This window comes from Vagococcus penaei (genome assembly GCF_001998885.1).
In the GTDB taxonomy this organism is placed as follows: domain Bacteria; phylum Bacillota; class Bacilli; order Lactobacillales; family Vagococcaceae; genus Vagococcus; species Vagococcus penaei.
Genome location: NZ_CP019609.1, coordinates 1304850 through 1325874, shown reverse-complemented (window position 1 = coordinate 1325874; position 21025 = coordinate 1304850). Strand labels below are relative to the sequence as shown.

Below are 21025 nucleotides of genomic sequence, written 5' to 3'. Positions count from 1 at the left end.
TTAATCCGTTTCTTCTGGATTTTTAGCCATAAAAAAAGTACCCACCCCAGGTATATCAATCATCATCTCAGCGTACAATTTACGGCCACGACGGTTTTCTAATTCACCATCAACATAAACAGCATGTTCCTGTAAATACCACTTAGCCATACCACCACTAGAAATGACATCAACTTCTTTTAATAATTGGCCCAAAGTAATATAGTCCGCAGTTAATAAAAAAGTTTTTTTCACAATTTTTCACCTATTCTTTTCATTTTATACACTAGTCTATTATACCTTTTTTATTCCTTAAAAACAAATAATCTTTCATATAATGACATTTAAAGCACCCCACTATCAATTAGATAGATTTTGCCATTTTAGATATAAATCAATTAGAACGTAAAATATTTGATTTTTTGCTGAAATCAAAAAAAATAAGCTGATAATTTCTACCAGCTCATTTATTTTTAATTTGTTCGTACAGGTGTAATTAATTGAATGAAATCAATATCACCATCGGCCGGTTGTAAAGTAAATGGTCGTATTGGTGAAATAAACTTGATAATTACATCAATGTTTCCGAAAGATTTCAAAGAATCTTTCATATAATCTGGGTTGAACGAAATATCAATAGCCTCTCCACTAACAGATAAATAGCTCAATGATTCTTGTACATTCCCGATTTCCGGTGAATTACCATAAATTGTTACGTTATCAGGTGTAATCGCTAATTTAACAATATTATTCCGACCTTCATGTGACAATAAAGATGCACGATCAATTGCCGAAAGAAACTCTGGTACATTAAATTTAATTTCTGTATTAAAAGTTGTTGGTATTAGACGATTTGTGTCAGGATAATTTCCTTCTAACAACCGAGAATAAAATAACATATTTTCAGTTTTGAATAACACTTGATTATCCATCATTGAAATAGCGACTTTCGCATCTTCATCTTTAAACGTTTTTGATAGTTCTTGTAAACTTTTACCAGGAATAACAACATTAAAATCCTGATTGTCCCCTTCAAGTTCAATAGTTCGTTGACTTAGACGATGGCTATCTGTCGCAACAGCAAGTAAACGATTGTCACTTAAAACAAAATGAACACCAGTTAAAATTGGACGACTTTCATGTAAAGAGACTGCAAAACCTGTTTCACTAATTAATTTATTTAAGACACGTGCTGATAATTCGAATGATGGTTGATTATCAATAACCGGTAAATGAGGATAATTGTCGGCATTTGATCCATTCACATTAAACAGTGCTTGTCCTGATGTAATAATGACTTGATTGTTGTCAGTTAATTCTAACGTTAAAGTTGCTTCAGGTAATTTACGGACAATTTCATTGAAAAAGCGTGCTTGTAAGACGATTGCACCTGTACTTTCAATAATCATATTGGCTTTTTCGTCAGCGACACTTAAAAAAGTTTCGATGGATATATCAGCGTTACTTCCTGTTAATGTTAAGCCAGCTTCAGTTAATTTTAATTTAACCCCGGTTAAAATAGGGATAGTTGTTTTTCCTGAAATAGCGCGTTGAACGGTGGCTAATTCTTCTAGAAAGGCTGCTCGATTTAAAGTTACTTTCATTGTGATATCTCCTTATAAATTAATATAAATAATATAGTAATAGTAGTAGGGCTTGTTAGTACTGTGGATAAGTCTTAAAAGCCAAAAAAACTAAAGTCTTTAGACATGTTAATAACATGTGGATAACTCAAGGGTCATTCTGAAAGTTTTCCACATGCTAATTAGTTAGGATATTTTTAATTTCGGCCACTTCTTTTTGAGTGGTTGGATCGGTTTTAAGTAGTTGTTGAATTTTTTCATGGGCATGAATCACTGTGGTATGGTCTTTTCCACCAAATTCTGCCCCTATTTTTGGTAAAGAATTATCAGTTAGTTCACGTGATAAATACATAGCAATTTGTCTTGGTACAACAATTGATTTAACGCGTTTTTTTCCTTTTAAATCTTTTAATTTTAAATGGTAGTAAGAGCAAACTTCTTCTTGAATTAACAAGATAGACAATTCTTTTTTCTTACTAGCAGGTTTTAAGGTTTTCAACGCATCAGCCGCTAAACTAGTCGTAATATCATTACCATTCATTGTTGCAAAAGCTTGAACACGAACCAATGCTCCTTCAAGTTCTCGAATATTGGAATCAATTTGACCAGCAATATAACTGAGTGTATCATCTGGAATTTCGAGACCTTCAGCATTGGCCTTTTTACGTAAAATAGCAATTCGCGTTTCTAAGTCTGGAGGAGTAATATCTACGGATAGGCCCCAAGCAAAGCGCGATACTAAGCGTTCTTGTAATTTTGGAATTTCATTTGGTAGACGATCACTAGTCAGAACAATTTGTCGACCATCATTATAGAGAGTATTGAATGTATGGAAAAATTCTTCTTGTGTCCCCTCTTTATCAGCAAAAAATTGAATATCATCAACTAAGAGTAAATCTACATTACGATATTCTTGTCGAAAAGCTTCAGATGTTCGATTTTGAATCGAGTTAATAAAATCGTTAGCAAATGATTCACTAGTGACATATTTTATTCGGGCATTTGGTTGATTAGTCAACATTTGATGGCCGATAGCATGCATTAAATGGGTCTTTCCTAAGCCCACTCCTCCATAAAAAAACAGTGGATTATAGGTTGCACCAGGATCTTCTGCAACAACTAATGCTGCAGCGTGCGCCATTTGATTACCTTTACCGATAACGAAAGTGTCAAAGGTGTATTTAGAATTTAGTAGAGCTTTTTTGCCATTTTCAAAAACGATATCAGGAATATTGACTTCACGATTGTACTCTTTTTTTTCTGGTAACATTTGATCGTTTTGAATAATGAAGATTGGTGTAATTTCTGTTCCAGTTAATTTGAACCCTGTTTCAACAATTTTTGATGCTAAGTTTTTTTCCCAGTACTCCTTATGTAAAGACGAAGGGACTTCAATCGTCAAGGTATTATTTTCTAGGCTTAACGGTGTGGCTTGTTCAATCCAAGCGTTAAAACTGGGAGGTGTTAATAACTTGCGATAATCATCTTCGAGTTCCTTCCATATATAATCAATGTTGAGCATATCTATCCTCCTTTAAATTAGTTTGCTTGTTTATTCTAGCATTAATTAAAAAAGTTTTCCACTGCTTTCTAAGATGTGGATAACAAAATAACAGTATCCACTTTAGGTTATCCACAAGCAATTAATAAATTGTGGGTAATTTTATAAAAAATCACTAATCAACAAAGTTATCAACAGATCAAGAGGTTAATATGACAGTGCTTAAAGATAGATATTAACAATTTTTTTAGTCCTGTGGATAATAATTAACACCCTGTTAACTTGTTGATAACTAGTGGAAAAAGCTAAGGTTAACTAAATTTTAATTGAGGCTCGTAAACAGTGGTGTGCATATCTTTTTTTTATTTGTGGACGTCTTTTATTGACTTCTTTTGCAAGAACTATTGACAAAAAGAGTAAAGTCTTTGTATAATGCTATAGTATGTCTAATGTAATTAGAGTAATAGACTATGCTATGGGAGGTGCAGTTACATGAAAAGAACATATCAACCAAAGAAACGTAAACGTCAAAAAGTTCACGGTTTCCGTAAACGTATGAGCACAAAAAATGGTCGTCGTGTGTTAGCTAGCCGACGTCGTAAAGGTAGAAAAGTTTTAGCAGCATAAATCACTGAATTTATAAGTCAGTGATTTTTTTTTATAAAAAAATTCATTAAATGAAGTGAGTTTATGCTATTATTAAGGTGTTGTTTAACATCAACTAGATTAGAAATTAAAGGGATGAAACGATGAAAAAATCCTATCGAATTAAAAAGGAAAAAGAATTTCAAACTATCATTCACGCCAAGCAATCTTATGCGAATCGTAACTTTGTTGTGTACCATTTAAATAACTCTGAAAATCCACATTTTCGAGTGGGAATTTCAGTCGGGAAAAAAATTGGTAACGCTGTTACAAGAAATCGCGTTAAACGTCTGATAAGGCAGTCATTGTTTGATTTAAAAATGCGAATTGAACCTGACCAAGATATCATTATTATTGCTAGGCCTAATGTAGTTGGGTTATCTCAACAAGATGTTAAGTCAAACATTGAACATGTGTTAGGATTAGCGAATTTAATAAAGTGAGGTTTGAATGAGTGAGAAATAAGAAAAAATGGCTTTTAGTAGTGAGTATGTTAGCATTAGTTGTTGTTTTAACTGGCTGTGGTACGAGTGAAGTAAGTCAGAGCAGTTCGGGCGTGTGGGATCGTTATATCGTTTATTATTTTGGTCAAGCAATTGAAGCTTTATCATTTGGCAATCCGGGAATTGGGATTATTCTATTTACTATTATCATTCGGATTATTTTAATGCCTTTGATGCATTATCAAACCAAAAGTATGCGAAAAACCCAAGAGTTACAACCAAAATTAAAAGCATTACAAGAAAAATATGCATCAAAAGATCCAGATACGGTAAGAAAGTTACAAGAAGAACAACAGCGCTTATATAGTGAACACAATGTTAATCCGTTATCAGGTTGTTTACCATTAGTAATTCAGTTACCAATTATGATGGCACTATGGCAATCAATTTCTCGGATTCCATCATTAACGACTGGAACGTTCTTATGGGTTGAGTTAGGAAAACCAGATCCATATTACATCTTGCCTATTTTAGCAGCAATTTTCACATTTATTAGTACGAAGTTAAATGCTATGGGACAGCCAGATACACAAGGCGCAATGAAAGCTATGACGTATTTAATGCCTGTCTTAATTCTATTTATGGGTTGGCAATTAGCTAGTGGGCTATCACTTTACTGGGTAGTATCAAATGCTTTCCAAGTAGGTCAAACATTACTAATTAATAATCCATTTAAATTACGCCAAGAACGTGAAAAAGAAGCACAACGCTTACGTGATATTGAGCGTGCATTACGCAAAGCAAATATGCCTAAAAAGAAACGGAAATAAGTCAACTATGAGGAGGTTTGTGATATGCCAAAATTTACAGGCGACACAGTAGAGCAAGCAATTGAATCAGGTTTGAGAGCATTAAAGGTCAAGCGTTCAGATGTATCAGTGGATATTTTAACTGAAGGAAAAAAAGGTTTTCTAGGAATTGGTAAGAAACTAGCTGAGGTATCTTTGCAGGTGAATGAGTCAGTAGTTGAAATGCCGAAGGAACCACTAGAAAAAGAGGGTACAGCTGTAGTGGTAGATGATACTGCAATGACACTAACATCTACCAATGTGACGGAAACAACGCATGAACAGATTACTGAAGACCTTGTGTCTGATAGTCAAACCCACGAGTTAGTTAATTTAACCGATGATGATGCGATAACAGAGATTGCCATTTTCTTGACTGATATTACATCAGCTATGGATGCTCCAGCTGTCGTCGAGATTGAGCAACACAACTCCCATCTTATTTTCCATTTAGAAACAGATAAAAAAGGTTTGTTGATTGGCAAGCATGGTAAGGTTCTAAATGCCATTCAATATTTAGTGCAAGTTCATATGCATCGAATTGCTAAAAACCGTTTAACGGTAACAGTAAATGTCGGTGATTATCGTGAACGTCGCGAAGCTATTTTGGAACGCTTAGCCAAACGGACAGCTCATGAGGTACGAGAAACAGGACAACCAGTTTTCTTAGAACCAATGCCTGCCTTTGAACGTAAAATGGTCCATCATTTATTATCAAAAGATACAGATTTGAGGACTCATTCTGAAGGCAAAGAGCCACATCGTTATTTAGTCGTTGAATTAGATCAATAATTGAGTAAGCAACCAGTTAATTGGTTGCTTTTTTTGTTGAGGAATTTAAAATTGTCAATTTGGTTGCTTTGTGCTATTATGCTTATGAATTAACTAATGATTAGCAGTCAAAGTGCTTATCTACCGTTTAGTCATGTTTCGGCATGTCGCTAAGGGGTGGAGTGGGCACTTTTTTATATGGAAAAATTTAATGAAAGAGGGTAGATTTCATGAACATCACCAAAGAATTTGATACGATTGCTGCGATTTCGACACCACCTGGTGAGGGAGCTATCAGTATTGTCCGTTTATCTGGATCTGAGGCTATTCAAATTGCCGCTCAAGTGAGTAATTATCAAAAAAAATCACTAGTCGATGTTCCAAGTCACACGATTCACTATGGTCACGTTAAAGATCCTAAAACTAATCAAGTACTAGATGAGGTTATGTTTTCGGTTATGCGTGAGCCTAAAACTTTCACCAAAGAAGATATCGTTGAAATTAACTGTCATGGTGGAATGGTCGTTGCGAATCAAATTTTACAATTACTATTGCGTCAGGGTGCACGATTAGCTGAACCAGGTGAATTTACTAAAAGAGCCTTTTTAAATGGTCGAATGGACCTATCACAAGCTGAAGCTGTAATGGATTTAATTCAAGCGAAAACGGATGAATCGATGGCATTGGCAGTTAAACAATTAGATGGTCGTTTATCACAGCTAATTAGAGACTTAAGACAAACAATCTTAGATGGCTTAGCACAAGTGGAAGTGAACATTGATTACCCAGAATATGATGATGTTGAAGAACTGACGTCCCAAGTCTTACACGACCGTGCCGAAGAGGTGAGTGAACGTATTACTCATTTACTACAAACCGCAACACAAGGAAAAATTTTACGTGAAGGTCTATCAACCGCAATTATTGGTCGCCCAAATGTTGGTAAATCAAGCTTATTAAATTACTTATTGCGTGAAGATAAAGCGATTGTTACGGAAATTGCTGGTACGACTCGAGATGTGATTGAGGAGTATGTCAATGTACGTGGGGTACCATTAAAATTAGTTGATACAGCTGGTATTCGTGAAACAGAAGACATCGTGGAAAAAATCGGAGTAGAACGTAGTCGTCAAGCTTTGCAAGACGCCGATTTAATTCTATTAGTATTAAATCAAAGCGAAAGTTTAACAGAGATGGACCAAGAATTATTGCGATTAACAGAAGGCATGCACCGGATTATTTTATTGAATAAAATGGATTTACCTTCACAGTTAAATCGTGAAGACTTAGCCCAGTTTGTTGCTGATGATGAGATTCTATCTATCTCTGTCATGTCAAGTCAAGGTATTGATCAACTTGAACAAACGATTAAAGATACCTTCTTTGCAGCCTCGAGTGATGGACGTGATGCAACCTATATTTCAAATACACGTCATGTGGCGCTCCTAGAACAAGCTCAGGAAGCCTTACAAGAGGTTTTATCAGCACTGGATATGGGAATGCCTGTCGACTTAGTTCAAATTGATATGACGCGTGCTTGGGACTTATTAGGTGAGATTATTGGTGAAAGTGTCCAAGATGAATTAATTACACAATTATTTAGTCAATTCTGTTTAGGAAAATAAAGGGGAGCGAAAAAATGACGCAAGAAAATACATATGATGTGATTGTTGTTGGTGGTGGTCATGCAGGTTCTGAAGCAAGTCTTGCAGCGGCACGTATGGGTATGAAAACCTTACTGATTACATTAAATTTAGATATGATTGGTTTTATGCCTTGTAATCCATCTCTAGGTGGTCCGGCAAAAGGTGTAGTCGTCCGTGAAATTGACGCTCTTGGTGGCGAAATGGGACGTAATATTGATAAGACATATGTCCAAATGCGGATGCTAAATACTGGTAAAGGACCTGCTGTGAGAGCCTTACGTGCCCAAGCCGACAAACACCAATACCATAGCGCAATGAAGCATGCATTAGAATTAGAAGATAATTTAACTGTCAAACAAGGTATTGTTGAACGATTGATTGTTAAAGACGGTGCATGTCAAGGTGTGGTTGTCAGTACTGGGACAGAGTATTACAGTCAAGCCGTTATTATTACCGCTGGAACAGCGTTACGTGGAGAAATTATTATTGGGGAATTAAAGTATTCATCAGGTCCTAATAATTCATTACCAGCGATTGGGCTAGCCGATCATTTAAAAGAGTTAGGATTAGAAATCGAACGCTTTAAAACAGGTACACCACCACGAGTGAAATCAAGTACCATCGACTATTCTGTGACTGAAGAACAACCTGGCGATGAGACACCAAATCACTTTAGCTTTAGTACACCAGATTCGATGTATCTAACCGACCAATTATCTTGTTGGCTAACTTACACGAATTTAGAGACCCATGAAATTATTCGTCGAAATTTACATCGTGCACCGATGTTTACAGGGATTGTTGAAGGGGTCGGGGCTCGTTATTGTCCATCAATTGAGGATAAGGTCGTTCGTTTTAGTGACAAGCCGCGCCACCAAATTTTCTTAGAACCAGAAGGCCGTAATAATGAAGAGGTTTACGTACAGGGTCTATCGACGTCTTTACCTGAAGATGTTCAAAACGAGATGGTACGGAGTGTTGAAGGATTAGAGAATGCTGAAATTATGCGTAGTGGTTATGCAATTGAGTATGATATTGTGGTTCCACATCAATTACGTCCAACATTAGAAACGATGAAAATTGCTGGTTTATACACTGCAGGTCAAACAAATGGGACATCTGGTTATGAAGAAGCTGCTTGTCAAGGTTTAATGGCTGGTATTAATGCGGCATTAAAAATTCAAGGTAAAGACCCATTGATTTTAAAACGCAGTGATGCGTATATTGGGGTCTTAATTGATGACTTGGTTACAAAAGGGACAACTGAGCCCTATCGGCTATTAACTTCACGTGCTGAATATCGTTTACTCTTGCGTCATGACAATGCGGACTTGCGTTTAACGGATATTGGCCATGAGGTTGGTTTAGTAACTGATCAATCCTACCAAACCTTTTTAGAAAAAAAAGAACTAATTCAATCTGAATTAGCCCGACTAGAGAAATTACGCTTACGCCCAACAGCTGAGTTGCAAGCCTTCTTAGTCTCTAAAAATTCAGCTGAGTTACGAGATGGTATTTTAGCAAGTGAACTTTTAAGACGTCCAGAATTGAAGTATCTTGATTTGTTACCATTCTTAGAGTGTGAACAAGAATTACCAAGATATGTTATTGAACAGGTTGAAATTCAAATTAAGTATGCTGGTTATATTAAAAAAGCAGAAGACAAAGTGGCAAAATTAAAACGTATGGAAGCTAAAAAAATTCCAGATAATATTGATTACCATGCGATTAATAGTTTAGCTACAGAAGCTGTCCAAAAATTAGAAAAAATTCGTCCTGAAACGATTGCTCAAGCCAGTCGGATAAGTGGTGTGAATCCGTCAGATATTAGTATTTTAATGGTCTATATCGAACAAGGAAAAATAGCGAAAAGAGATGAGGAAAAGGCTTAGTGATAAGTCTTTTTTGTTTTTTTATACAACAGAGCGAATGCGAGCATACCGATTCATCGTCTATAAGCATTTAAAAAAACGTTATTTAATATATGTCCATAAATACGATAAACATACGTAAAATTAGGAATTAATTTTTGTAAGTCGTATGTTTTATGAATTTCATAAATGTTATATAAATTGTTTTAAAATAGATATGTTAGGAAATCGAATTGTTTTTTCAATCAAATTTAAATTAAGCCTATAATTTTTAGTAATGTCAGGTTGGGTAGTATAAAATAAAGCGAGAATTTTTTGAGGAATCATCTCTGAAAAAGTAGTCATGTTATCCATACAAGCGTCATGCGACATATTGATGAGTAGTATTTTAGCTGATTTTTCAATAATTTTTGTCTGCATACAATTCTTTTAATTGATCATAAAAAACGCTAGCATCCATTTTTTATAAAACCTCATAAAACTTTATTGATTTGTATATATCGATAGTACTTTTAGCAAGTTAATATATAGTTAGCCAACTAATTTTTCACCCCAATGTTTCATGTGAAACATTTGGGTATCATCATAGAAAGAGGATACATATTATTATATCTTTACTCAAAAAATATGATAAGACAAAAGTAGTCATAGGCTTTAATTGGCGAGAGCCACCATTTTTGATATAATAAGTAAACATGAATAAGTTTTATGTCATTTAAGTAATAATTTGTCTCGGTATTTAGAACTATCACTGTTCATACAATCAATTTTTAAAATTGGATTTTTGCTAATCACGATGAATAACTAATTAAAAATAGAATGGTAAAGGATGAGGTTAAATGCTAAAGAATAAATTGGAACCTTATAGAAAAAAAGATGGCAAGGGTTGGATTGATCATGGTCCCAGAAATCGACAACGTGACCAAGAAAATCCTGATATTTTAGTGCCACCTGAAACAGATCATGGGACGGTAGAAAATCTACGCTTTAGTTATTCAGACGCTCATCAACGGCTAGAAGAAGGTGGTTGGACGCGCGAGATAACGAATCGTGAGTTACCTGCGTCAAAAGATGTAGCTGGTGTAAATATGAGTTTGGAACCTGGGGCTTATCGGGAAATGCATTGGCATAAGGAAGCTGAGTGGGGGTTAATGCTTTATGGCAACGCTCGTGTGACAGCAATTGATGAATCGGGTCGAAGTTTTATTGATGATGTGGTTGCTGGAGATTTATGGAACTTTGAGGCTGGTATTCCGCATTCAATTCAAGCTCTAGACCAAGGCTGTGAATTTTTATTAGTGTTTAGTGAAGCAGATTTTTCAGAAAATAATACATTTCTTTTATCGGATTGGTTACTGCATACACCATTAGATGTTGTCGCTGCTAATTTTAAACAAACAGAAGAAAACTTATCTTCGCTACCGAAAGCTGAAAAATATATTTTTAAGGGACAAGTACCGGGACCAATTACTGAAGTTAATCGCTCTAGCAGTCAAGGATCAGTACCATCTCCATTTACTTATCATATAAGTCGGTCTGAAGTCATTCAGTCAGAGGCTGGTAATGTCCGGATTATTGATCAAAAAGTTTTTCCAACAGCAGAAACAATTTCAGCTGCATTTGTCGAGGTAGAGCCAGGAGGTATGCGTGAACTACATTGGCACCCAAAAGCTGCTGAGTGGCAGTACTATCTGCAAGGTAAGGCGAGAATGACGGTCTTTAATTCATCTGGGTTAGCACGCACATTTAATTATCAAGCAGGAGATGTGGGTATAGTTCCAATTGTTGCTGGTCATTATATCCAAAATATTGGAGATGAACCACTACGGTTTGTCGAAATTTTTAAACAGCCAGTTTATTCAGATATTTCGTTGAATAAATGGTTAGGAACATCGCCAATTCAAATGGTTGCTGACCATCTCAATATATCCAAGGAAATAGTTGAATCATTACCGAATCCTGATAAACCTCAACCAGTTATTTGGTATAAGCGACCTTAATGATAAATGATTGAGAGCATTCTTCCTACACGAAAGACATATTAATGTAATTAAGTGTTAAGTTTTAGTGATTTTGATCTCAATTTAGAATAGCCATTAGGATAATTTATCCACAGATGGCTATTCTTTTTTATTTGAAAAAGTTATCCACATAATTAGATGTAAGTGCATTTTAAAATCGTTGTGGACAAGTGATTTTCTCAATTAAGGTAGACCTTTGTACATGTACTGATTGATAATTAGTTTGATGAGTTGAAAAAGTAGAACAAATTGAGTAAACACGTCACTATTTTCTTGAAAAAATCTAAAATAAAATAAAAAAACAAAATAAAATTAAATATTGTTTTAAAACATATGGCTATAAGAGTTTAAATAACATTATTTTTTTATGTTATTTTATTTTTAGTTAGTTTTTTACTTTGTTTTTTTATTTTTAATGTTTCACGTGAAACATTTTAATATAATTATTCGGAAGAATTCAAAGGAATTAATTGAACTTTTTTCTGAGATAAGCTAAAGTAGAACTAGTTGTGAAACATCCAATGTTTCACGAAAAGGAGAGTTAGTATGAAGCCAGAAGTATTTAAATTAGAGCTTGAAAAGTATGGAATTAGCTTAACAGAAAAGCAGATGCAGCAATTTGCTACCTACTTTGAAATGCTAGTTGAATGGAATGAAAAGATTAATTTAACAGCAATCACTGATTGTGAAGAGGTTTATTTAAAACATTTTTTTGATTCAATTACGTTAGCTTTTGCAGAGGATTTTTCAGTTGAAAAGTATCATTTATGTGATGTAGGTTCGGGTGCTGGATTTCCAAGTATTCCCTTGAAAATTGTTTTTCCGCAATTAGCTATTACTATTGTTGATTCTTTAAACAAACGTATTAAATTTTTAACTGAGTTAGTAACAGCTTTAGAACTGGATAATGTTTCACTTTACCATGATCGTGCCGAAACATTTGGCCAAAATCCTAAATTTAGAGAACAATTTGATTTTGTGACTGCACGAGCGGTGGCAAGATTAGCAGTATTAAATGAATTATGTCTACCACTTGTTAAAAAAGGCGGTCATTTTTTAGCGTTAAAAGCAGCAAAAAGTGATGAAGAACTGGCCGAAGCGAAGAAATCAATTGCGCTATTAGGTGGCAAGTTTGTTGAAGAAAAAGCAGTCTCATTACCATTTACAGATGATCAACGGTTTATTATTGATATTAAAAAAACTAAAGAAACACCAAACAAGTATCCGCGAAAACCAGGGACACCGAATAAGAAACCATTGATTTAATTAGTAGAGAAATCAATGTGAAGGAGGAAGACGTATGACACGGATTATTTCTGTTGCAAATCAAAAGGGTGGCGTTGGTAAAACGACCACAACGGTCAATCTAGGAGCCTGCTTAGCATATGCGGGAAATAAAGTATTATTAGTTGATATGGACGCACAAGGTAATGCAACAAGTGGTATTGGCATTCGTAAGCCAGATGTAACGCAGGATATTTATGATGTTTTAGTCAATGAAGTGCCAATTGAAACAGTCATCTTATCAACGAATCGTGAAAATTTAGATATTGCCCCTGCGACGATTCAATTGTCTGGTGCTGAAATTGAATTAACCTCTATGATGGCGAGAGAGTCACGCTTAAAATTAGCGTTACAAGACATCAAGAAAAATTATGATTACATTCTAATTGATTGTCCACCATCATTAGGTCATTTAACAATTAATTCTTTTTCTGCAAGTGATTCGATTTTAATTCCTGTTCAGTGCGAGTATTATGCGCTTGAAGGACTAAGTCAATTATTAAATACTGTCCGTTTAGTACAAAAACACTTTAATCCTGAGTTGAGAATTGAAGGGGTGTTACTGACGATGTATGATGCACGGACTAATTTAGGTTCGGAAGTAGTCGAAGAAGTCCGGACGTATTTTAGAGAACGAGTATATGATACGATTATTCCAAGAAATGTCCGCTTATCAGAGGCTCCAAGTCATGGGAAAGCGATTATTGATTATGATCCACGTTCTAAAGGTGCCGAAGTCTACCAAGCATTAGCGAAGGAAGTGATGAATCGTGACGAAGATGAATAAAAATAGTTTAGGACGCGGGATAAATGCGCTATTTCAAGATATGTCAACGTTAGAAGAAGTTGATGTGAAATTAGAGGAAGTTCAAAATATTCCCCTTTCAGAGTTGCGCCCTAATCCCTACCAACCACGAAAAGTTTTTGATGATCAAGCGTTAGAAGAATTAGCAAAATCAATTAAACAATCTGGTGTGTTTCAACCAATTATTGTGCGTCAGTCATCTGTTAAAGGCTATGAAATTATTGCTGGTGAACGACGATTTAGAGCATCAAAACTAGCTGGTAAAGAAACCATACCGGCAATCATTCGAGAATTTGATGAAGCACAAATGATGCAAATTGCTGTTTTAGAAAATTTACAGCGTGAAGATTTAAGTCCAATGGAAGAAGCCGAAGCCTATGATATGTTAATGAAGAATTTAAAATTAACTCAAAATGAATTGTCACAGCAATTAGGAAAGAGTCGTTCTTATATCGCTAACTACTTACGGTTATTAACATTACCTAAAGTGGTCAAAGATTTAGTTCAAAATGAGTCACTATCAATGGGTCAAGCAAGAACGTTATTAGGTTTGAAAAATACCAAAGCGATTATCCCACTAGCTAACCGTGTGTTGAAAGAAAATCTAACCGTTCGTCAGTTGGAACAAATTGTTTCTGATATGAATGCTGAACAACCTGATACGAAAAAAGTCAAAAAACTTGTGTCACCTAAACCATATTATGTCGTGACAAGTGAGGAATTATTAACTGATAAATTTGGTACATCAGTGGTGGTTCAAGATAAAGAAGGTAAAGGGAAAATTGAGATTGAATATCTATCTCCAGAGGATTTAACTCGAATTTTAGATATTCTAGGAATTCAATTTGACGATGAGTAAAAACAGCTAAAGAGATAAATTTATCTGAAAAAGCAACCAAGAGTATCCGGTTATATGGTACTATATAGCATGTATTCTTTTTCAAGAAAAATGAAATAGATGGAGGTAGAACTAGATGTATGAACTTGGTGATATTGTTGAAATGAAAAAACCTCATGCCTGCCAAACAAACCGCTGGGAAATTGTTCGTATGGGCATGGATATTAAAATTAAATGTTTAAATTGTCAACACATCGTGATGATGCCACGTCGTGAGTTTGCGAAAAAGATGAAAAAAGTTTTAGTTAAAAAAGAATCTAATGAAGAATCTAATGAATAAAGGAAAGAGTGAAAAAAATGGCGTTAACAGCAGGAATTGTTGGATTACCCAACGTTGGAAAATCAACACTATTTAATGCAATTACAAAAGCTGGGGCAGAGGCAGCAAATTATCCATTTGCAACAATCGACCCTAATGTCGGTATGGTAGAGGTACCGGATTATCGCTTAGATGAATTAACTCAATTAGTTAAGCCTAAAAAAACGGTTCCCGCAACATTTGAATTTACTGATATTGCTGGAATTGTTAAGGGTGCTAGTAAGGGTGAAGGGTTAGGAAATAAATTTTTAAGTAACATTCGCCAAGTAGATGCGATTTGTCATGTAGTGCGTTGTTTTGATGATGATAACATCACGCACGTTGAAGGACGTGTTGATCCACTAGCAGATATTGAAACAATTAATTTAGAGCTTGTCTTAGCTGACTTAGAGTCAGTTGAAAAACGTTATGCACGAGTTGCTAAAATTGCGAAGACCAAAGACAAAGAAGCGGTCGCTGAATTAGCAGTGTTAGAAAAAATTAAACCAGTTTTAGAGGCAGGTCAATCAGCTCGTTCGGTCGAGTTTACACCGGAAGAGTTACCAATTGTTAAAGGGCTATTTTTATTAACAACGAAACCTGTATTGTATGTTGCGAACGTTGCAGAAGATGACGTTGCAACGGCTGAAACTAACGACTATGTGAAACAAGTAACAGATTTTGCTGCGACAGAAAACGCTGAAGTGATTACAGTGTGTGCACGTGCAGAAGAAGAAATAGCTGAGCTTGATGATGATGACAAAGCAGACTTTTTAGAAGCTTTAGGTATCGAGGAATCTGGTCTAGATAAATTAATTAGAGCAGCTTATGATTTATTAGGCTTAGCAACTTATTTCACAGCAGGTGAGCAAGAAGTACGTGCTTGGACATTTAAAAATGGGATGAAAGCTCCACAATGTGCAGGGATTATTCATACAGACTTTGAACGCGGCTTTATTCGGGCAGAAACTGTGTCATTTGAGGATTTAAAAGCTTATGGTAGTATGGCACAAGCAAAAGAAGCTGGACGTGTCCGCCTAGAAGGTAAGGAATATATCGTGCAAGATGGAGACGTTATGTTGTTCCGTTTTAACGTTTAGAAAGTGGGAGAGACAATCGTGGCAGAAAAAACAACAGTTGAAGAGTTACGTCAAAAAGTAACCGAAAATCGTGAACTAGAAAAAAAACTAACCAAAAAAAATGACCAATTTATTTTTGATTTAAAAAAAGCTTTGGAACAGCGTAGTTTGAGTGAAGAGCGAAAAGTCGAAGCATTAAATGATATGTTAAAAGAGTTAATTGCCGGTCAAAAAACGGGAACGACAGCCAAGCAACTTTATGGTACACCAAGTGAAGCAGCAGCTAACATTGCAACGAAACCAGAACCTGCTCCAGATATGACATTCGGTAAAGTTTGGTTAGATAATTCGTTATTATTATTTGCTTTCTTAGCCGTTATCACAGGTGCTTTTTCAATGATTTCTAAAACGCCACAAGCGACTCAAGGGATTATTAGTATCTTAATTGGTGGGATTTCAGGTGGTCTGTCATTTTACTTTATTTATAAATTTGTTTATCGCTTTGATTTGCCAGGCGCAGACCAAAGTAAACGTCCTGGTGCATTGAAGTCAGGTGGAATTATTGCGCTTTGCTTTATCCCATGGGTGTTACTATTCTCGGGAGCATCATTAATTCCAAAATCAATCAACCCATCACTTGACCCAATTTTAACGATTGTTTTAGGAGTTGCAGCTTATGGTATCCATTATCTATTGAAGAAAAAATTTAATATTCAAGGTAGCCTATTTATGCGCCGTTATTAAAATATCATTAAAAGATAAATCTGATGTAGCTATCTACATTAGATTTATCTTTTTTTAGTCACTTCTAATTGACTAAGCCTAGTATTTTTGGTAACTTTGTAGTTAAAAATAATCAAAGGAGTGCGTACAACTAATGTCAAATTGGGAAACGAAATTTTCAAAAAAAGGATATACTTTTGATGACGTTTTATTAGTTCCAGCTGCAAGTCATGTCTTGCCACATGATGTGGATTTATCGGTTGAATTAGCACCTAATCTAAAATTAAATATTCCTATCATGAGTGCTAGCATGGATACTGTAACAGACAGTAAAATGGCAATTGCTATGGCGCGTCAAGGTGGATTAGGGGTTATTCACAAAAATATGACTATTGAGCAACAGCGGGATGAAGTTAAAAAAGTCAAACGTTCTGAGAGTGGTGTCATCATTGATCCATTTTTCTTAACACCGAGTCACCGGGTGGCTGAAGCTGAAGCTTTGATGGCGAAGTATCGGATTAGTGGTGTCCCAATTGTTGATACATTAGCTAACCGCAAATTAGTTGGTATTTTAACTAATCGTGATTTACGTTTTGTGACAGATCATCAGTTAGCCATTGATGATGTTATGACTAAAGATAATTTAGTTACTGCACCAGTCGGTACATCATTGAAAGATGCCGAAAAAACGTTGCAACAACATAAAATTGAAAAATTACCAATTGTTGATGACGCTGGACGTTTAAGTGGTTTAATTACAATTAAGGATATCGAGAAAGTCATTGAGTTCCCAAATGCAGCGAAAGATGTACATGGTCGTTTATTAGTTGCAGCCGCTGTTGGTGTAACAAGTGACACATTTGATCGTGCGAAAGCCTTGATTGATGCTGGTGTTGATGCAATTGTTATCGATACAGCGCACGGTCATAGTGCTGGCGTTATTCGTAAAATTAAAGAAATCCGTGAAACGTTCCCAACAACTATATTAATTGCTGGAAACGTAGCGACTGCTGAAGCAACACGTGCTTTATATGATGTTGGTGTTGATGTTGTTAAAGTCGGGATTGGACCTGGATCAATTTGTACGACTCGTGTGGTTGCGGGTGTAGGTGTTCCACAATTAACTGCGATTTACGATGCAGCTTCTGTTGCTAGAGAATATGGGAAAACGATTATTGCCGATGGTGGAATTAAATACTCTGGCGATATCGTCAAAGCCTTAGCAGCTGGTGGTTATGTCGTTATGTTAGGCTCAATGTTAGCAGGTACAGATGAATCACCTGGTGAATTTGAAATTTATCAAGGTCGTCGTTTTAAAACATATCGAGGTATGGGCTCATTAGGTGCCATGGAAAAAGGGTCAAGTGACCGTTATTTCCAAACAGGTGTCAATGAAGCTAATAAGTTAGTACCAGAAGGCATTGAAGGACGTGTTGCTTATAAAGGTAGCGTTCAAGATATTATTTTCCAAATGCTTGGTGGACTACGTGCAGGTATGGGCTATGTAGGTGCAGGTAATTTACAAGAGTTACGTGATAATGCGCAATTTATTCAAATGAGTGGTGCTGGACTTAGAGAATCTCATCCTCATGATGTACAAATTACGAAAGAAGCACCAAACTATTCAATTGAATCTTAAAAATGTTTATAAAAAATCCGACGATAGTCAACTATCGTCGGATTTTTTTTTATTTAGTAATCATATCTAAGCCACCCATATAAGGACGGAGTACTTCAGGAATTGTGACACTACCATCTTCATTCTGGTAATTTTCTAAGATAGCAGCTACTGTTCGACCAACGGCTAGCCCAGAGCCATTTAAAGTATGGACTAAGTTGACTTTACCATCTTCATCACGGTAGCGAATTTTCGCACGTCTTGCTTGGAAGCTTTCACAGTTTGAACATGAACTAATCTCACGGTAAGTATCTTGGGCTGGAATCCAAACTTCTAAGTCATAAGTTTTTGCAGCAGAAAAGCCCATGTCTCCAGTACATAAAGTAATAACACGATAAGGCAAGTTTAATTTTTGGAGAATCGTTTCTGCATTGCTAGTCATTTTTTCTAATTCTTCATAAGAGTTTTCTGGTTTCGCTAGTTTTACCATCTCGACTTTATTAAATTGATGCAGACGAATTAATCCACGAGTATCACGTCCAGCACTACCAGCTTCAGAACGGAATGAAGGACTAAGAGCCGTAAAGTAAACAGGTAAATCAGATTCATTAAGAATTTCATCACGGTAGTAGTTAGTTAAAGGAACTTCTGCAGTTGGAATCAGCGTGTAATGGGTATCTGCTAATTGGAAAACATCTTCTTTAAACTTCGGAAATTGTCCAGTACCGAACATTGATTGATCGTTCACCATATACGGCGGAATCATTTCTGTATAGCCATGTTCATAGACGTGTGTATCTAACATAAAGTTATAAATCGCGCGTTCTAAGCGAGCACCTAGTCCTTTATAAAATAAGAACCGGCTACCAGTTACCTTAGCACCACGTTCGAAATCTAAAATGCCTAGATTTTCAGCAATTTCCCAGTGAGGTTTTGGCTCAAAATCAAATTGACGAGGTGTTTCCCAGCGACGTACTTCGATATTTTCTTCTTCATCAGCTCCAACGGGAACATCATCATGAGGCAAGTTTGGCAGAGTATAAGAAATTTCTTGGAGACGGTTATCAATATCTGTTACGTCACCATCTAAAACTTTAATTTTTTCACCGACTTCTTTCATTTCTTTGATTTTTTCGTCAGCATTTTCTTTGTTGCGTTTCAGTTGGGCAATCTCTTGAGACACATCGTTACGTAGTTTTTTAAGTGTTTCCACCTCAACTAAATGATTACGGCGTTCTTGATCTAAGTCTAAAAATTCTGTCAACAGACTATCGTTGACACCTCGTGTTAATAATTTTTCTTTGACAGTATTGAAGTTTTGACGCATAAATTTAATGTCTAACATATTTATTTCCTCCTTATTATTATGATATAAAAAAACCTCTCAACCCCACAATAATCCAATGATTATTTATGGGGCGAGAGGTTGAACGTCGCGGTGCCACCCAAATTTACACAATAGCGTGTATCTTCGTTAGATTGTTAACGGGTCAAACCGTCATAACTTTTGATTTGCTAAACAAATTTTCGTTATGCATTGCTAGAGAGTGGATTCCTTTTGGGTGACTGTTGGCTTGCATCGACCGCCAACTTTCTAAAAGTCACCGAATGAAAAGTACTAATCTCTCAAATAGTTAGTCTATTTACTTACACATTAGTATATAGCCTTTTATCTGATGTGTCAATTAGTGTTATTGTGCTGTAGGACCAGTGTAGGGAGCAATTATCTGTTGGTAAATATCTTGGACTAAGTTAGTATTTAATTTATCTGGTTGATACATATTAGCGAAAAAGATAACGGCATCACTGCCATCTTCACTTATATAGACAGTCGGTTCATAGCCATGAAATAAGCCATGACCATATAGATAATTATCTTTATGATAAAAGCCACTCTTGTAAGTATAGTTAAAAGTTGTTGGATTTGGCGTCCACATTGCAATGACTTCATTACTATCCAATAGTGTCCCATCAATAACTGCTTGAATAAAGATTAAAAAATCTTCAGCCGACATAGCGAGATTACCGGTTCCTAGCTCATTGATGTAGGCAGATTTTTTTATATTATTTTTGCTTAGTTTTCCATTATTATCTTTACTATAAGTATCAATCAATGTTTGTTCTTTTGATTGAGTATTATAGAAGAAAGAATGTTTAAGATTCAACGGTGAGATAATTTTTTCTTGTGTGTATTCTTCATAAGGTTTATGCGATAAAATTTCGACTATTCCTGCTAGTAAAGTGTAGTTAACATAGGAATAGGACCATTTATTTTGTGGTTCATGTGTCACATTTTTTATGGCAAAATCAAGTATATCACTAGAATTTTGAGAATTTGGTCGATTATCATCGTCTAGTTCTAGTCCAGAAGTCATTGACAGCATTGAGTCAATGGTAATCTGATTACTACTTGGAATATCTGGATAAAATTCAGATAGAGGCGTATCCAATTTTAATTTATTCTCTTGAATCAGCGACATAATCAAAACAGCAGTGACAGATTTCTGTAATGAAGCAATCATATAAGAACTTTCTAGCGGATTAGCTTGTTGTTTAGCTGCTTCTCCATAGGATTTATAGAGCACAATTTGGTTGTTCTTAACACCAAGAAATGTTCCAGAAATATTTGCCTCAGTTAATTGGTTATCTATTGATTCCGATAAAGGCTTATAAAAAGCCGAGATTTGCGTGTTTTTGGTGTTTAATCTCGGTTCATAAGAGGTGCTAGTTGTTGTTTCTGTTTCTTGCTTATTCGTCATTGATGAGTCAATTGTACTAGAGCTTTGTTTAGTTTTTTCGCTTGAACTAGTTGCGATGACAGCTTGTGGAATGGCAGGTATATCAATTTTTTTTTGGATTAATGGCAGCCAATAATAAATATTAAAGGCAATAATTAAGCCGAAAATCAACCCAACTATAAGCGAAAAAAAGCGACGACGTTTGTATTTCTTCTTTAATTTATCATAATCGACACGAGAATTATTGGTCATATAGTATTTACCTACCTTAAGT

19 protein-coding genes and 1 other annotated feature are annotated in these 21025 nt (G+C 35.5%); of the genes, 14 read left to right on the top strand and 5 right to left on the bottom strand.

Annotation, left to right across the window (positions count from 1 at the left end):
* From yaaA to dnaA, 3 genes are all read right to left on the bottom strand, one after another.
* Positions 1–234: a S4 domain-containing protein YaaA gene (gene yaaA / locus BW732_RS06365; protein ID WP_077275965.1), complete on the bottom strand. Its 234-nt coding sequence runs from the start codon at positions 232–234 to the stop codon at positions 1–3.
* A gap of 218 nt (positions 235–452) precedes the next feature.
* Positions 453–1583 (bottom strand): DNA polymerase III subunit beta, encoded by a 1131-nt coding sequence (gene dnaN, locus BW732_RS06360; protein ID WP_077275964.1) that lies wholly within the window; start codon positions 1581–1583, stop codon positions 453–455.
* Positions 1584–1740: 157 nt separating this feature from the next.
* Positions 1741–3084 (bottom strand): chromosomal replication initiator protein DnaA, encoded by a 1344-nt coding sequence (gene dnaA / locus BW732_RS06355; protein ID WP_077275963.1) that lies wholly within the window; start codon positions 3082–3084, stop codon positions 1741–1743.
* A 471-nt stretch (positions 3085–3555) separates the two neighbouring features.
* Between dnaA and rpmH the strand changes: the two genes are divergently transcribed.
* The 14 genes from rpmH (at position 3556) to guaB (ending at position 18034) form a co-directional block, all read left to right on the top strand.
* Positions 3556–3690 carry a 50S ribosomal protein L34 gene (gene rpmH / locus BW732_RS06350; RefSeq protein WP_071457793.1) on the top strand — a complete coding sequence of 45 codons (135 nt, stop codon included), beginning with the start codon at positions 3556–3558 and terminating at the stop codon, positions 3688–3690.
* Positions 3691–3812: 122 nt separating this feature from the next.
* Positions 3813–4151, top strand: coding sequence for a ribonuclease P protein component (rnpA, locus tag BW732_RS06345; protein ID WP_077275962.1), 339 nt, complete (start codon positions 3813–3815; stop codon positions 4149–4151).
* Positions 4152–4198: 47 nt separating this feature from the next.
* The gene (locus BW732_RS06340; RefSeq protein WP_418369033.1) at positions 4199–4981 is read left to right on the top strand and encodes a YidC/Oxa1 family membrane protein insertase; all 783 of its coding nucleotides are present in this window, start codon (positions 4199–4201) and stop codon (positions 4979–4981) included.
* 24 nt (positions 4982–5005) lie between these two features.
* Positions 5006–5791 (top strand): RNA-binding cell elongation regulator Jag/EloR, encoded by a 786-nt coding sequence (gene jag, locus BW732_RS06335; protein WP_077275960.1) that lies wholly within the window; start codon positions 5006–5008, stop codon positions 5789–5791.
* Positions 5792–6000: 209 nt separating this feature from the next.
* On the top strand, positions 6001–7395 hold the full coding sequence (gene mnmE / locus BW732_RS06330) for a tRNA uridine-5-carboxymethylaminomethyl(34) synthesis GTPase MnmE (protein WP_077275959.1): 1395 nt from the start codon (positions 6001–6003) through the stop codon (positions 7393–7395).
* Between the two features lie 14 nt (positions 7396–7409).
* Entirely contained in the window at positions 7410–9308 is a 1899-nt protein-coding gene (gene mnmG, locus BW732_RS06325; protein WP_077275958.1) for a tRNA uridine-5-carboxymethylaminomethyl(34) synthesis enzyme MnmG, read from the top strand.
* An 818-nt stretch (positions 9309–10126) separates the two neighbouring features.
* Positions 10127–11287: an oxalate decarboxylase family bicupin gene (locus tag BW732_RS06315; protein ID WP_077275956.1), complete on the top strand. Its 1161-nt coding sequence runs from the start codon at positions 10127–10129 to the stop codon at positions 11285–11287.
* Positions 11288–11854: 567 nt separating this feature from the next.
* Positions 11855–12574 carry a 16S rRNA (guanine(527)-N(7))-methyltransferase RsmG gene (rsmG, locus tag BW732_RS06310; RefSeq protein WP_077275955.1) on the top strand — a complete coding sequence of 240 codons (720 nt, stop codon included), beginning with the start codon at positions 11855–11857 and terminating at the stop codon, positions 12572–12574.
* A gap of 34 nt (positions 12575–12608) precedes the next feature.
* Complete coding sequence (locus BW732_RS06305; protein ID WP_077275954.1) at positions 12609–13379, top strand: ParA family protein; 771 nt, start codon at positions 12609–12611, stop codon at positions 13377–13379.
* Positions 13372–14256, top strand: a complete 885-nt coding sequence (locus BW732_RS06300; RefSeq protein WP_077276876.1) for a ParB/RepB/Spo0J family partition protein — start codon at positions 13372–13374, stop codon at positions 14254–14256. Before BW732_RS06305 ends, BW732_RS06300 begins: the two co-directional genes overlap by 8 nt.
* A 115-nt stretch (positions 14257–14371) precedes the next feature.
* A complete protein-coding gene (locus BW732_RS06295) occupies positions 14372–14575 on the top strand; it encodes a DUF951 domain-containing protein (RefSeq protein WP_077275953.1) in 204 nt (67 codons plus the stop codon).
* A 17-nt stretch (positions 14576–14592) separates the two neighbouring features.
* A complete protein-coding gene (gene ychF, locus BW732_RS06290; RefSeq protein ID WP_077275952.1) occupies positions 14593–15693 on the top strand; it encodes a redox-regulated ATPase YchF in 1101 nt (366 codons plus the stop codon).
* Between the two features lie 18 nt (positions 15694–15711).
* Positions 15712–16416 carry a DUF1129 domain-containing protein gene (locus tag BW732_RS06285; protein ID WP_161485529.1) on the top strand — a complete coding sequence of 235 codons (705 nt, stop codon included), beginning with the start codon at positions 15712–15714 and terminating at the stop codon, positions 16414–16416.
* A 133-nt stretch (positions 16417–16549) separates the two neighbouring features.
* The gene (guaB, locus tag BW732_RS06280; protein WP_077275950.1) at positions 16550–18034 is read left to right on the top strand and encodes an IMP dehydrogenase; all 1485 of its coding nucleotides are present in this window, start codon (positions 16550–16552) and stop codon (positions 18032–18034) included.
* Between the two features lie 49 nt (positions 18035–18083).
* Here guaB and serS read toward each other — a convergent pair whose 3' ends face one another.
* A complete protein-coding gene (gene serS / locus BW732_RS06275; protein ID WP_077275949.1) occupies positions 18084–19358 on the bottom strand; it encodes a serine--tRNA ligase in 1275 nt (424 codons plus the stop codon).
* A 66-nt stretch (positions 19359–19424) separates the two neighbouring features.
* Positions 19425–19654, bottom strand: a binding site (T-box leader).
* 50 nt (positions 19655–19704) lie between these two features.
* Complete coding sequence (locus BW732_RS06270; RefSeq protein ID WP_077275948.1) at positions 19705–21003, bottom strand: serine hydrolase domain-containing protein; 1299 nt, start codon at positions 21001–21003, stop codon at positions 19705–19707.
* Positions 21004–21025: the final 22 nt, after the last annotated feature.

Coding starts and splice junctions, on each gene's coding strand:
- dnaN (WP_077275964.1), bottom strand. CDS start 1,583: ATGAAAGTAACTTTAAATCGAGCAGCCTTTCTAGAAGAATTAGCCACC.
- dnaA (WP_077275963.1), bottom strand. CDS start 3,084: ATGCTCAACATTGATTATATATGGAAGGAACTCGAAGATGATTATCGC.
- rpmH (WP_071457793.1), top strand. CDS start 3,556: ATGAAAAGAACATATCAACCAAAGAAACGTAAACGTCAAAAAGTTCAC.
- rnpA (WP_077275962.1), top strand. CDS start 3,813: ATGAAAAAATCCTATCGAATTAAAAAGGAAAAAGAATTTCAAACTATC.
- BW732_RS06340 (WP_418369033.1), top strand. CDS start 4,199: ATGTTAGCATTAGTTGTTGTTTTAACTGGCTGTGGTACGAGTGAAGTA.
- jag (WP_077275960.1), top strand. CDS start 5,006: ATGCCAAAATTTACAGGCGACACAGTAGAGCAAGCAATTGAATCAGGT.
- mnmE (WP_077275959.1), top strand. CDS start 6,001: ATGAACATCACCAAAGAATTTGATACGATTGCTGCGATTTCGACACCA.
- mnmG (WP_077275958.1), top strand. CDS start 7,410: ATGACGCAAGAAAATACATATGATGTGATTGTTGTTGGTGGTGGTCAT.
- BW732_RS06315 (WP_077275956.1), top strand. CDS start 10,127: ATGCTAAAGAATAAATTGGAACCTTATAGAAAAAAAGATGGCAAGGGT.
- rsmG (WP_077275955.1), top strand. CDS start 11,855: ATGAAGCCAGAAGTATTTAAATTAGAGCTTGAAAAGTATGGAATTAGC.
- BW732_RS06305 (WP_077275954.1), top strand. CDS start 12,609: ATGACACGGATTATTTCTGTTGCAAATCAAAAGGGTGGCGTTGGTAAA.
- BW732_RS06300 (WP_077276876.1), top strand. CDS start 13,372: ATGAATAAAAATAGTTTAGGACGCGGGATAAATGCGCTATTTCAAGAT.
- BW732_RS06295 (WP_077275953.1), top strand. CDS start 14,372: ATGTATGAACTTGGTGATATTGTTGAAATGAAAAAACCTCATGCCTGC.
- ychF (WP_077275952.1), top strand. CDS start 14,593: ATGGCGTTAACAGCAGGAATTGTTGGATTACCCAACGTTGGAAAATCA.
- guaB (WP_077275950.1), top strand. CDS start 16,550: ATGTCAAATTGGGAAACGAAATTTTCAAAAAAAGGATATACTTTTGAT.
- serS (WP_077275949.1), bottom strand. CDS start 19,358: ATGTTAGACATTAAATTTATGCGTCAAAACTTCAATACTGTCAAAGAA.
- BW732_RS06270 (WP_077275948.1), bottom strand. CDS start 21,003: ATGACCAATAATTCTCGTGTCGATTATGATAAATTAAAGAAGAAATAC.